Annotated in this window: 10 protein-coding genes; 3 read left to right on the forward strand and 7 right to left on the reverse strand. The window is 41.2% G+C overall.

Annotation, left to right across the window (positions count from 1 at the left end; genetic code table 11):
- Positions 1 to 79: 79 nt before the first annotated feature.
- From hpsU to H6G41_RS12000, 4 genes are all read right to left on the reverse strand, one after another.
- Positions 80 to 652: a hormogonium polysaccharide biosynthesis acetyltransferase HpsU gene (hpsU, locus tag H6G41_RS11985; protein WP_190746417.1), complete on the reverse strand. Its 573-nt coding sequence runs from the start codon at positions 650 to 652 to the stop codon at positions 80 to 82.
- Between the two features lie 52 nt (positions 653 to 704).
- A complete protein-coding gene (locus H6G41_RS11990) occupies positions 705 to 1,643 on the reverse strand; it encodes a glycosyltransferase family 2 protein (protein ID WP_190746418.1) in 939 nt (312 codons plus the stop codon).
- A gap of 152 nt (positions 1,644 to 1,795) precedes the next feature.
- Complete coding sequence (locus tag H6G41_RS11995; RefSeq protein WP_190746419.1) at positions 1,796 to 2,773, reverse strand: glycosyltransferase family 2 protein; 978 nt, start codon at positions 2,771 to 2,773, stop codon at positions 1,796 to 1,798.
- Between the two features lie 263 nt (positions 2,774 to 3,036).
- Positions 3,037 to 3,852, reverse strand: a complete 816-nt coding sequence (locus tag H6G41_RS12000; RefSeq protein WP_190746420.1) for a hypothetical protein — start codon at positions 3,850 to 3,852, stop codon at positions 3,037 to 3,039.
- A 212-nt stretch (positions 3,853 to 4,064) separates the two neighbouring features.
- Between H6G41_RS12000 and cobU the strand changes: the two genes are divergently transcribed.
- Both cobU and H6G41_RS12010 read left to right on the forward strand, forming a co-directional pair.
- The gene (cobU, locus tag H6G41_RS12005; protein WP_190746421.1) at positions 4,065 to 4,613 is read left to right on the forward strand and encodes a bifunctional adenosylcobinamide kinase/adenosylcobinamide-phosphate guanylyltransferase; all 549 of its coding nucleotides are present in this window, start codon (positions 4,065 to 4,067) and stop codon (positions 4,611 to 4,613) included.
- A 115-nt stretch (positions 4,614 to 4,728) separates the two neighbouring features.
- Positions 4,729 to 5,163, forward strand: coding sequence for a hypothetical protein (locus tag H6G41_RS12010; RefSeq protein ID WP_190746422.1), 435 nt, complete (start codon positions 4,729 to 4,731; stop codon positions 5,161 to 5,163).
- Between the two features lie 60 nt (positions 5,164 to 5,223).
- On the opposite strand, the gene H6G41_RS12015 is transcribed toward H6G41_RS12010, so the two are convergent.
- From H6G41_RS12015 to H6G41_RS12025, 3 genes are all read right to left on the reverse strand, one after another.
- A complete protein-coding gene (locus tag H6G41_RS12015) occupies positions 5,224 to 7,653 on the reverse strand; it encodes an ATP-dependent helicase (protein WP_190746423.1) in 2,430 nt (809 codons plus the stop codon).
- Between the two features lie 194 nt (positions 7,654 to 7,847).
- Positions 7,848 to 8,483: a response regulator transcription factor gene (locus H6G41_RS12020; protein WP_190746424.1), complete on the reverse strand. Its 636-nt coding sequence runs from the start codon at positions 8,481 to 8,483 to the stop codon at positions 7,848 to 7,850.
- Positions 8,484 to 8,605: 122 nt separating this feature from the next.
- Positions 8,606 to 9,595 carry a S1C family serine protease gene (locus H6G41_RS12025; RefSeq protein WP_190746425.1) on the reverse strand — a complete coding sequence of 330 codons (990 nt, stop codon included), beginning with the start codon at positions 9,593 to 9,595 and terminating at the stop codon, positions 8,606 to 8,608.
- Between the two features lie 1,100 nt (positions 9,596 to 10,695).
- Here H6G41_RS12025 and H6G41_RS12030 point away from each other — a divergent pair.
- Positions 10,696 to 13,665: a methyl-accepting chemotaxis protein gene (locus H6G41_RS12030; RefSeq protein WP_190746426.1), complete on the forward strand. Its 2,970-nt coding sequence runs from the start codon at positions 10,696 to 10,698 to the stop codon at positions 13,663 to 13,665.
- Positions 13,666 to 14,105 lie beyond the last annotated feature (440 nt).

Below are 14,105 nucleotides of genomic sequence, written 5' to 3' on the forward strand. Positions count from 1 at the left end.
TTTGGAATAATTTATTTTTTGGATTTCCCTAATTTTGAGGGCTAAAGTCCTGACTACAGAATTAAGAAGGACATGCAGCCTAATCAGAAGATTCTGGTAATCTTGAGTATTGAGGGCGACAGGGGCTACCGAGACAAACTTGCCCTGATGGCATATTACTAAAAACACTGCTACGAGCGCCAATTACAGCATTCGCGCCAATTTCTACTCCTGGCCCGACAAAACAATCCGCCGCTATCCATACTCCATTACCGATAGTAATGCTAGCTGTTTTCAACCCAAACGCAGGGTCATGGATATCATGGCTACCAGTACAAAGATAAGATTTATGGGAAATTACGCAGTGTTGACCGATAGAAATGCGATCGAGACTATATAAAACTACATCATCACCAATCCAACTATAATCGCCAAGAGAAATTTTCCAGGGATAGGTGAAACGGGCTGTAGGGCGGATAAATACGCCTTTGCCAATCTGTGCCCCAAACAGCCGTAGTAATACACAACGGAGATTATTTAATGGTTGGGGAGTCAGAGGAAAAGCGATCGCCTGCACAAACCACCACAGTAAAATATACCAACTCGGCCGCCCACGATCAAACCACGATTGATCGTACTTGCGTAAATCTACAAAAGGTTTGTCATTAGTCATTAGTCAGTTTTCTGTGTTGGTTTCTTGTCTCCCTGCACTTATTCCTCGCCCCTTAAGTGGCAGTTTGCTCAATTTCTGGTGTTAAAGATGATGGTAAAGGTTGAGATTTTTCCGTATTTAACGTACCGCCATAATCACGTAATTCGTAGAGTTTTACGCTTATTTGATATTCATATTGACTTAAGAGGCGTCCATAAATATATCCAGCTTTGCCATCTAAAAAACCCCGCTGAATAATGTAGAATAAAATGAATCTTAATAAAGGTTTAAATGGCAAACGTACCCATAATTTTTTTAAAAAGCGTTTGCGTTGTACAGCATCACCAAAGAGATTTGCACCAATAGTTCCACCTTCATCTCTATTAGTGAGCAGATTATAATAAACACGAGCTTCCCAATTGGAATAACGATTATGTCTTTCTAACCAGTGGTAAAGGTCGCGGAAATCTTCATGCAGCATATCGTTTTTGAGATAACCGACTTTTCCCTGTAAAACTACATGTTCGTGAACTTCGTTGTCACCAGTGTTGGGAATGTCTTCTGTATGGAGATTTTCGTAACGACCTTGTTTATGCTTAAATAAACGCAGATTCCAATCAGGATATTTGCCACCGTGACGAATCCATTTACCTAAGAAGAATACACGGCGGTTGAGATAATAACCAGTGTATTCATCATTTTTAATTACTTGAGAAATCTCTTGCCACAATTCGGGCGTAATTCGTTCATCGCAATCGACAATTAACACCCATTCATTACGAAAAGGTAGATTTTCCAAAGACCAGTTTTTCTTCTTCGGCCAGCTACCATTAAATTTGAATTGCACGATATGAGCATCAAAACTTTCAGCAATAGCGATACTATTATCTTGACTTTGGGAATCAACTACAAAAATTTCATCAGCCAACTGAAGACTAGTTAGACAAGCAGGTAAATTTGCTTCTTCATTTTTGGCAGGAATTAAAACAGAAACTGGAATTTTAGATGACATACAAAATTTTCTATAGATTTTTTATGAATAAATGCAGATAGCAGAAGTATTTATACCGTAACCAGAAGCAAGATTAGTTGTTTTAAAATATAGGAGAAAAAATAAAACACCAAGCAGAATTGAAGTTGAAGTAACTTGAATTACTGAGGTGTCTAAATTTCCGTAATTTTCCTTCTATCTCCTGGCTTCTGTTTCCTATATTCTGCAATAAATTTAGATAACATTCCTTGAATAGCAGCATTTAAATAACCAATTTGACCATAGGCATAAACAAGTTTGTCAAAGCGTTCTGCTGGATCTAAGAAATGTTGTAATGCCTTATATAAACCCCTGATAAATCTTTCGCTACCCCATTGTAATTGGCTGATACCTGCTTTACCAGTAACTTGTTCGCGATAACATTCGCTAATACCTTGCCACCAACCTCGTTTAAGAAACCAAGCACGATTTAAACGTTCTGGTGCAACATTATGAGCTACTAGCGCCTCTGGAAGATAAGCGACTTGCCATCCTTTTTGGAGGGCGTATTCTGTCATTTGTAGTTCTTCATTTGATAATAAATTTTTCCCCACTCTGCCAAGATGGGGATCAAAACCGCCAATCTCTGTTAAAAAAGAACGGCGGAGCGAATAATTTAAGCCTCTAGGAGTTAAACCAGGCTGATGAATATAAATTGTGTTGTCCCCTAAATCGTATGCACCCAAGTTAGCAGCTAATCCAGGAGATAACCATTGTGGTTGGAGAATGTTTTGCGGCCATAAAAGGGTAACTTTACCACCAGCGATCGCTAATTTTGGGTTATTTTCGTAGGCATGATACAAAACTTCCAACCAGCGATCGCTCGCCACTGCATCATCATCTAGATAGGCGAGAATTTCCCCACTAGCAACTTTTGCGCCGGTGTTACGGGCTACAGATAAGCCTAAAATTGGTTCAAAGACATATTTGAGACGGGGATTGCTGGCTCTTTGGGCTACAACTTCACAAGTGCGATCGCACGATCCATTGTCTACTACCACCACTTCAAACTCAGCTGCAAAATCCTGCGCCAACAGACTATCAATTGCTGCACCTAAATAGGTGTCTCGATTGTGAGTGCAAATAATGGCAGAGATTTGAATAGCTGGCATAGGTAGCAATTGTGGATGTGGTTTTGATTGCGCTTCCCTAGGGGAGGCTACGCGAACATATATTAATTGTCATTTGTTACTGATCAGTTGTTTGGCAAAAAGTTTAATACTCTGTCTTGTGATAGACAGCTTAAAAACATCTTTGCTATTGACCACTGACCACTGACAACTGACAAGATTAAATATTTACCTAATGCCTGCTAATCTATCCCAAAAATTACAGACTCACCAACCGAGTTTCTTCGGAAATAATCTTGAGAACTTCAAGTTTGTTGAATATGACTGTGTAAAATCACCAGAGTTTCAGCTAGTTGTCCCAGGCGGGTTTCCAGGTATTGCTTGCGCCCTAACAGTTGGCGCAACTTCTGGTAACGCGCGATCGCCATACTTACAGTTGCCACTTGATCTGGAGGACAGGGACGTGTCCAAACTTTACCGGCATCATCTACACCACAAAGGCGATAACCTGTCCGGGCTGATTGAGATAACTTGGCATTTGTGGCACAAATTTCTTCTACATAATCCATGAGGCGATCGACTTCTGCATGGCGTAAGGTGGCTTTTCCTCCCTGTTCTGTTTCCTTGGGATTGGATTCTAACCAACCATTGACAATCGGCCCTTCTAAATAAACGTCTTGAATTTGCTTGAGGATGCTTTTGAGTTCTTTCTCCCATCCTACAACCTGTTCTTCAATTTCCTTGAGCAGGTTCATTGCCAATCCTGGATTGGCTGCGTGACGGTGGTTACTAAAGGTAGGGGTTTTAAATTTAGGTAGGCTAGGTGTTTTACCACCAGTTTCTTGTGTCGTAAAAGCCTGTACCCCCTGATGGTGAGAAAATACTTGCTCAGCGTCAGAAAAATTACCCTGGGGATCTGCACTTAAATCGATTGTTGCTCCTTGTGTATTTAGCTCCTCTGATGATGGAGTTGCATCACTATCTTGAGATTCCGTTGCCCCAACGCTGATTCTAAAGGAGAAAGGCCGCTTTGGCGAAGCCCCTGCTTCAGCATTGTCGGCGGCAGTTTTAGTCCCTAAATCGTGTAGAGTTGCCTCAATACGTTTCCAGCCTGCTTTCATAAAAATATCCTGAAATTTGCTGTCCCCAGTAGTGTTAAATAATTCAGAATGGGGTTGTTGGGATTTTTGGCTTATGCCAATTGTGCATCAATGATGCTGGTGCTAATTTTATCTCTTAAAAGATATTTAAAACCAACAATCTCATCCCGCAAGGTAAAAATTAAGTTTAGACATTGTAACCCATATCAATTAGACAGCGTAAGGACAGGGCTTTGGGTAAAGTTATCTTAGTCACAGGGCCAGCTAGATCTGGTAAAAGTGAATGGGCAGAAACTCTCGCTATGCAGTCACAAAAGGCGGTTGTGTATGTGGCAACAGCAGCAGAATATCCTGGTGATGAAGAATGGCAAAAACGCATTCAAGCACACCAAAATCGGCGTCCCCAGGATTGGTTAACCCTGAGTGTACCTATGGAACTATCTGCGACTTTAGCCGCAGCCACACCAAACACCTGCCTTCTAGTTGATTCTTTGGGCACTTGGGTAGCTAATTTTTTAGAGGAAGACGAAATTAGTTGGGACAACACCATAGCAGAATTGTTAGAAACTGTACAGCTGGTTGCGGCAGATATGGTATTTGTTGCGGAGGAAGTTGGTTGGGGTTTAGTTCCCGCTTATCCTAGCGGTCGGCTATTTCGCGATCGCCTCGGTTCTTTAGTCCGGCAATTGGGAATAGTTTGCGATATTGTATATTTAGTTACTGGTGGTTATGTTTTAAATCTCAGCACTCTTGGTTCACCATTACCACCTATACGTGGTTGAGGAGGATAAGATACAACAACTGACAACTAACTATTGACCGATGTATCTAGCTTCTTAATGGTTTATTCAAGATTTAATGACCTAAAATTCCTAGCTTAAATCTAGAATTAACAGTATGGCAACTGAACAAGACGTTAAAAGATATTTAGCCTACTGGTTTCAGTTAGGCAAAAAAGTGTTCGTAGGCAATGGTAGGGCATATCTGTTGCCACAGCCAGTGCTACAAGGCGATCGCTATAGTCCAGAATTTGAAAACTGTTGGCAGGAAATTTACGCTCAGGCAAGTGAGTGTAATTTAGAAGGAACTGATGAAACTATAGGCGAATTACTGACGCCTGCATGGGAAATGCTTCCTTGTAGTCGTTGCAACATGCCAATAGCTATGCGCAATCTGGGAATGCCTGCTTTATACTGTCCCTGTAATAGTTTACCTACTTGGCCGAATACAGAACTACCATCACCGCGTAGCCCCATTAGTACTCAGGAGCAATTAAAAATTATTCGCGATCGCCTTTGGCAAAAGCAGGCTTCATCCAATGTCAACTCCTAAAAAATCACTGAATGAGCAGTCATAGGCTGATTTTTTCAGCCTCCTTATAATTAATGTTTGCTAGCTACCAGATTTAACCGCCGTCTCTAGAGAAATTACAGAATTGGGAAATTGGCGTTTTAAGGCAGGAAATACTGGACAGGGTGCTTGTTCTTGTAAATTCTCCGGTTTACTCCATGTAAAGGGTGCTTTTTGCGCAGCTGACATCCACAATAAGCGTTTGGCGCGTGTCATCGCTACATAAAGTAAACGGTACTCTTCAGCGGTTTTGAGATGTTTAGCGATTTCCCATGCTTGGTGAACTTCAGGTATACGCGATTGATTGTGTAAAGCAGCACGCACTTGCGCGCGAGCCACTTCTGATAAGGTAAAGTCACCTAAAAATTGGCTTTGTGGTGGAACCCAAAACCGACCAGGAATTAAATTTTCGTGGAGAAATGGTAGAAATACATAGTCCCAATCTAGCCCTTTGGCTTTGTGCATAGTAATAATTGTTAGCTGACCGGTACGGGTGTAACGTGCTTCTAAATCTTCGGTTTCTACCGCTTCAAATCGTTCGGAACTGACAATTTCACTTAAAGCTGACAGCATCGATCCCATTGAACTATTACCAGCTGTTTGCTGATTTACTCTTTCTGCTAATTTATCAGCAGTTGCTAGTTCGGCTTGGTCGTAACTTAAAACCAAAGCCAAAAAGGGAATTAATTGATAGATTGGCAGTTCTAACCGGGCGCGGAGTAAACTCCGACACAGGTGTGAAGATTTTTGGACTGTTTCTGATTGCGGTGCTGTTAAGGGGCCAGGGTATAAAAACTCTTCTGGTAAACTAGCAAGGGCGTTGAGGTCTTGGGTGGGAATTAGCTGGCGTTCTACCATAACCTCAAGGGCAGCTTTGAGATAATCTGGGGAATGGGGGCGATCGCAAAATTGCAATAAAGCTAAAATTTCTTGGGGAATCTGAGAACGGCGATCGCGTTCGCCTACATCATAAAGTGTAATTTTATGCTCTTTGCATATTGGTTCTAGCGCCTCAGCTAACCAGCGTCCTTGGCGATTTTCCCGGACTAACACTGCTGCACTTACCTTTGAGGGGTCTTCAGCAAATAAGTCAATCACCCGCTTAGACAGTAACTCTACAGTGTGATGAATATCGCGAGGAGTATAAAGTTCTAATCCCAATCCGACTGGTACGGGGTTTGCATCTTGTTGGGGATCGCCAGTATCCACAGGGCTGATTCTCTGGGGACGGAAGGGAAGGGAAGCTATAGAGTCATGGGATGACTGCTGCATCTTGACTCCGTAAAAACTATTGATCCATTCCAAGGTAAAGTTCGCCGCTGCAATAATAATTCGTGTACTCCGCCCAGCTCGATCCATTGTCGCCAATTTACGCAAGCGATCGCACTCTTCGCAAAATTGCCGAAAATAAATCGGATCGGCTGGGGTAAAAGTAGAGTTAATCGCTTGGTTCGGATCGCCAACTCGGACTAAATTAATCGGCGACTGCTGAGTACTAGGTGAAAAATTATCTCCCTTGTCCCCCACGTCACTGGCCAAAATCTCCAGCAATTTCGTCTGTAAAGGGCTGGAATCTTGCGCCTCATCTTCAAAAACGGCGAAAACTTGGTTTTGCTCAATACGGCGGGCGCTATCGTTATCAAGAACGCGCAAAGCAGCTAAAATCATATCGTCGTAATCGATAAAATCACGCGATCGCATTAAATTCTCATATTCTGCATACAAGCCAGCAGCTACATTTAAAATTGTGTATGGGTCTGTGGTTTGTTGACTCCAATTTCGTAAATCATCTGGTGATAAACCAGAACTTTTGGCTTCATGAATGACTGTAGTTGCTAAGTCTGGTAGAACTTCTGTTCTTAATACCGATTGACGACGTAATCTTTCTGTCTCTTCACCGTCAAATTGGCTACCTTCTAATAAACGTAAATAAGTACTTTGATTCTTGCTAATCCAATGTTCAACTGCTGTACGGATGAAGCGGTGACTTTGGTTAAGTGTAATTAATGTAACGTTTTCTAATTGCAATCCAGATAAATCCGGATGGCGACTAGCGATGTTTAAAGCTAAACCGTGTAAGGTATAAACGACAAAGCCAGTCTGGGGTAGAGATAAATCATCGCGTAAATATTTGCGGATTTTAGCTTTAATATTAGCAGCGGCAGAGCGTGTAAAAGTCACTACTACCAATTGGCGACGAGAAGCTTGGCGCGATTGGGCTGCATGTTCATACTGACGGGCGATCGCAATCGCCGCCGCCGCCGCCATACCCGTAGATTTACCAGCACCAGGGACAGCAGAAACAGCCAAGGGGCCAGCATACCAATCAGCCATTTGCTGTTGTCCCGGACGCAGACTATTGCGAATCCGGGCGATCGCTTCTTGGCGAAAGGTAGTAACAGGCGATCGCTCAGATAATTCTGGGTAAAGAGATTCTTGTGTCACTGTAGGAATAAAATTAGCGTCTGACATTATAGAATTTTTGACTGGAGACTTGGATCTAATTTCTCAACCGCAGACTTCACCAATCAATTAGTCAATAAATCTATCATGACCGAAAATTAATACAATTGTCCTACATTGAGACATAGGTTCATTGCAGTTTCGCCAATTTATTCACCGTCAACAGTCAACCGTGAAGCTGTTATTTATTTTTGGGAGTTTTCTTAAAGCATAATCAACCCCAACCTGACACCAACAGTCACAGCTTCCGTGCGGCTAGAGACAGCCAACTTTTGAAAAATAGATGAGATATGAAACTTTACAGTATGCTCAGAAATTTGCAATTGTTTAGCGATCGCTTTATTGCTTAAGCCAGAACCAAGCATTTCTAATACTTCAATTTCTCTTGGCGTCAAAGTAATTACGGGGTTAGTTGCCAATTTTTCCCGCATGGGTAGTAACGCTAAAAAATCTGGATGTAGCACCACTAAACCTTGAGCGATCGCGATCGCCGCAGCGATAATCTCTGACTCTGTACTGTCACCAGGTAATATCCCCCGGATACCAGAACGGATTGCAGCTTCTAAATCAATACTTTCTGGTGCTTCTGCGATCGTCAAGAATTCTACAGCATCTTGTTCCTGTTGAATCAGCAACAATTTTTCCCACATTGATCCTTGGGGATTGCTACCTAAATCTAGCAGCACTACATCAGGCTGTAATTGTCCAACTTCCTCGATCAAAGTATCTAAGTTAGCCGCACTTCCCACCACCGTCATCTGAGTACTTGCACTCCCAACAACAGCTGCTAAACCCACCCGCACCACAGGAGAAGTAGCAACGACCATCACCCGGATCATGTCGCCTCCACAGCCTGGCTTAACTTAGCAGCGAGGGTTGCTAATTCGTCGTTGAACTGCATAATTATTGTGGTATTCATCTTCATCAAAAGGTGGAGAGTATCAGAACAAACGACTATTGACTATCGCCCACCTCTTTTACCATGTCTCCCGCGTCTGTGATGGGAGTAAGCATCAGGTTTTTCTGCACCTTCTGGATGTGAGGATTGCTCAAATGGACGTTCGCCAACTGCGATCGCTATTTCCACTAACACTCCACCCCGCACTATTTGTACAGGGACAGTTTGACCGACGCGATCGCTACTATTAAGTAACGCCATCACATCACCAGTATCGTTGACAGTCATACCATCGAATTTTATCAATATATCCCCTAGCAGTACACCTGTATTGTCAGCGGGGCCTCCAGATTCAACATTGACCACAATTACGCCAGTAGTAGCAGTTAAATTTAAAGCTGTAATCAGATTATTTGGTAAGCGTACAGGTTGCATTCCCACACCCAAATAACCCCTTGCAATATGACCTCTCGCCAGCAATTGGTCAACCACACGATTAACTGTAGCTGCTGGGATAGTTAAAGCTGTCCCTCGCCTTCCTGATGTATTCATCCCCACTACATAACCAGCTGCATCTACCAGAGATCCGCCAGCAAAGCCTGGGTAAAGAGTAATATCCGGGCGGATGAATTGGTCAATATTACCGCCACTCATACTCCGCCATGCGCCACTAACTACACTGACAGCACCTAAAGCCGCCCGCAAGTCACCTTCCCTACTTCTAGCTATGCCTAATACCAAATTACCGACTTTTAGTCTAGAGGCATCACCGATTTTGGCTACAGGAGTTTCGACATTTTCTAGCTGGAATACCGCAACATCAGTGCTAGAGTCATGCCCCAGGTGTGTAGCAGCCACAGAACGACCATCGGCTAAAGTCACCGTAATTTCATCATAACGCCCCAGTGACTCATCGGAGGTCACAATAATGCCTTGACGCCAGTGAATCCCGCTAGGAGAAAACCTGGTACCAGCATTCACTGCAACTACAGCAATTCCCGCTTGTTCTACGGTATCAGCCAAACTATTAGACAATTCTAGTAATGAAGACATCTATGTTCACCGTCAGTTTTTTTAGATGCTCATATCCTGTCCTGTTTTACTCATCAATGACATCGGCAGAATGGGGAGAATCTATCCTAGAAAAATGGCTAGTACTGCTGTCTTGGAGTTGTCTACCTCATCCCCATCTTGTTCATGGTTGCTGACCATCGCTGCAACTTTCCTTAAGGATGCCTTCTGACTTTATTTATAAAATTTTGATTAGCATATATTTTCTATAAAGATTATAGATAAACCTGCCACATTTTATAGTCTTAACCTAAATTTAATCACAACAATCTCAGCCATATTTATGTATTTTGTATGTAAAAATGGCTAACTTTCACGCTCGCTTTATCGACTTGACAAAAATACCTATCTAACTGTAAATTTTAGTTTCTGTCTATATATTTCTGCAAAAATTTCCAAAGATTAGACATGTTAAAAATCTATTACTTATACCCTACAAGTAAATAAAATATCCATGTCACACACTTTGCTTCAACGTAATTAAACCAACCCTCATTTAGCTGGTTAGCGACTTGACATTAACATAATAATAGTGGTATTTTTTGCAAAATATTTCATTCTGCTCTTTCAGTTTCGGCAACTGGGACAATTGTTGTGAATTACAGAACAAGCAAGAATGTCCACCACAAAATCTAGCAATTTTCATGGTTCTTCATTACTGGTATAAACAATCCAGGCAGGCTTTGTAGAGTTTATTTAAAAAATGAAAGACGTACTATTATAAAGCATTTTTAAGCAATTTTTATAAAATTTTCGTGAGTAAAACTAACTTAAAAAAGTACGAATTAGCTATTAATTTATGTACATATACCAATAGTAGTATTATATTATTAGTATGCAATAAATAGCACAATCAGCTATTGTGGCTATTTATACATTATTTGTAGCCGTTACTGCTAGATTATCGAGGGTATAGCTTCCATACGGCTTCAGTGATAAATAACTAGTATTTCTTTTCATTTAAAGTTCCTTTTTGACAAACAGGCTGGCAGTTGACTCTTCTATTTTCCCAAGCAAGTAGTTGAGCAAGTTGACTGTGTTAATTGGGGTAGACTAACTGACTGACAGGTAAAAATTGATTTATGAACAATGGATTACATCCCGCTAAAAATGGATTGGTAGGCAAATCCCAGCTATCTTCGTTAAAATCACAATTTAATGTTGAATTTAATAGCAATTCTTCCGGATTTTTTTCCCAAATCCAAGCCAAAAAGGCTGATTACCAAGCAGTCAAGCAATCTTTATTTCAGCGATTTGCGAATCTTTCAATTAATCACAAGCAACTGATTGCTTTAACAGCATCGCAATTAATAGGTATTGGCTGTATCAGTATAGTAGGCAGAACTTTAATAACTAATAGTTTACAAAATATCTCTCTGGAGCAAGCAAAATCAGAGTTAGCGATCGCAGATATTAATTACAACAATAAAGTCAATCAAATGGCTTTAGGATTGATGGGTCAAGCTGAAAACCCCACACTTGTAAAAGCAGCGCTTTTACATTCATCAGGGCAAACTTTAAGCCAGGAATTACAAGCAGAAGTCAAGCAAATACTAGCTAGTCAAAGTCAGGTCAATAAAATTGAATATGTCACCTTAGTCGGGGAGAATTTTCAGATTATTGCCAATGCTAATACCAACCGCAATGGTGAAGTATTCAATCCTGATAATTTAGTTGGTGATGTTTTCACTAATCCCCAAACAATTAAAGCTAGCAGAACTATTAGTCTAGAAGAACTGAGTAAAGAATTACCCATATTACCTTCCGGTCTTAACAACCAAAATGCTTTGATTCGCTATACAGTAACACCAATCAAAAATCCTGACACCAAAGCAGTTATTGGCGCTTTAATTGCTGGCGATATTGTCAATGGTAAAGACCAGATTGTCAAAGATACATTAAAAGCTACTTCCGGGGGCTACAGTGCGGTTTATGTACGCCAACCCAACGGTGAATTCTCCCTAGCCACATCTTTAGATAAAGGTCAACAGACAAATATTAATCAAGCCCAAAGTAACGTTAAATTACCTCAACAAGACATAGCTTTATTGACAGCAGCAGCAAAGGCTAAAGGTACCCCAGTTACAGCCAAAATTAAATTAGGTAACCAAACTTATGCAATGGCGGCCCAAGCTGTACCCGATAAAATTCTGGAAACAGATGAGCAAGCCACCAATGTTTTTGATGAAAAATCTGTAGCTATTTTAGTTCGAGGAACTCCAGAAACAGCGTTAAATCAATTGTTAGCCAATAGTTTTTGGGTAGAAGTAGCCGCAATTAACATAGCGTTAATACTCATCATCTTCTGGACATTTATGTTAAAGCGGGGAATAGTCAACCCGCTCCAGCAGTTAGAGGAAACAGCCCAAAAATTTGCTCGTGGCGATCGCTATGCTCGCAGTGAGATTTTGACTAACGACGAAGTTGGGCAATTAGCTAGTACTTTTAATCGCATGGCAGATGCGATGACAGCGCAAGCAATTCGCCTAGAAAATAAAGCTCAATTATCAGAGCTAGTCAATGAAATTACTGCTAGTTTTCGTGGTTCCCTCAACACAACACACATCCTCAATGTAGCAGTCACCAGTATTAGAGAAGCCATTAACGCCGATCGGGTGCTGATCTATTGTTTTGACGAAAATTGGGTAGGTAAAATTATTGCTGAATCCGTTGATGATGATTGGTCTAGCACTTTAGGACAAGAGATTGCCGATCCTTGTTTTGCCAATGATTATGTTCAGAAATACCAGAATGGACGGGTACAAGCATTAGAAAACATTTATGCGGCTGGGTTAACAGATTGCCATATTAATCAACTAGAAAAATTTGATGTCAAAGCAAATTTAGTTGCACCCATTTTGCTAGACAATAAACTATATGGCTTGTTGATTGCTCATCAATGTTCTAGTTCTCGTAAATGGCAAGAATTAGAAATCGAATTGTTGAGACAGGTAGCAATTCCCGTAGGCTATGCATTAGAGCAATCCTATCTTCTAGAGCAAATAGACACCGCCCGTTTCCATGCAGAAACAGCTGTAATTGAACAACGCCAATACAACGAAGCTCTACAACAGCAAATCCTCACTCTTCTCAAAGATATTGAAGGTGCATCCCAAGGTGATTTGACTGTACGTTCGGAAGTGACAATGGGAGAATTGGGAACTGTCGCTGACTTTTTCAATTCCATTGTGGAAAGTCTCAGAGCCATTGTCACCAAAGTCAAAACATCTGCAATTCAGGTGAATACATCTATTAGCGAAAACGAAGTCGCCATTCACCAACTTGCCGATACTGTAGTCAAACAAGCAGATGATATCAGCTTGAGTTTAGTTAGTATAGACCAGATGAAGGACTCCATTACTACTGTTGCCGATCGCGCTAGACAGGCGGCAATAGTTGCCCACACAGCATCTGGTGCTGTCCAAGAAAATGGCAAAGCTATAGATCAGGCTGTACAAAATATCTTTAAATTGCGCTCAACAATTGGCGACACAGCTAAGAAAGTTAAGCGTCTGGGGGAATCTTCTCAACAAATTTCCCAAGTGGTTGCCTTGATCAATCAAATAGCTATGCAAACTAACTTTTTAGCAATTAATGCAGGGTTAGAAGCTACAAGATCGGGTGTTGAAGGCGAAGGTTTTGCGATGATTGCAGAAGAAGTTGCTGCTCTAGCTGCTAGATGTTCGGAAGCGACTCAAGAAATTACACAAGTTGTTGATAAAATTCAACGGGAAACCAATGAAGTTGTGACAGCGATGGAATTGGGAACTAATCAGGTAGTTGAAGGTACTACCATTGTGGAAAATGCTAAAAATTCCCTGAATCAAATTCTCCAAGTATCCCAACAAATTGATGATTTAGTCCAGTCAATTTCTTTAGCAACTGAGTCTCAAGTCAACACATCGCAAGCAGTCAGCAAACTTATGCAGGAGATTTATCAAGTTTCAAATCTCACTAGCTCCTACTCTCATCAAGCTTCCCAATCTCTCAAACAAACTGTAGAAATTTCCCAAGAATTACAAGCAACTGTAGAGACTTTCAAAGTTAATTAGCTCAAGTTTCCTCTGATGAGAAAATCCTCCGGATGAAGTTTTTATCTTTCGCCGGAGGCTTTTTAGCTCGAAGAATTAGTTTGCCTAAAAGCGTACTAAGCTGAAAATGGGCATTGGGGAGCCATTCGCGTGGGCGGGTTTCCCGACTTGAGCGTAGACGCCCGGAGGGCGGTTTCTCGTAGAGTACTGGCGTCATGGAAAAGAAAGATTTTCATGTTATAAGTGTATCTTTATAGAGAAATATGATTAAGTAATAATTGTCAAAAAATTAATATGCAGCAACATCAGGAAATTAAGTTATGGAAATATTTTCCGTTCTGACTGAGGCAGCAGCTAGCAGTATATCCACAAGCTAAAGCTGGCTAGTTATAGATATGGATGCAAAGCTGCTTGCTTACCCCAGGATAATTTTATGAAGAATTAGTATTAATTCAGAAATG

The organism is Tolypothrix sp. FACHB-123 (assembly GCF_014697075.1).
Taxonomy (GTDB): Bacteria; Cyanobacteriota; Cyanobacteriia; order Cyanobacteriales; family Nostocaceae; genus Aulosira.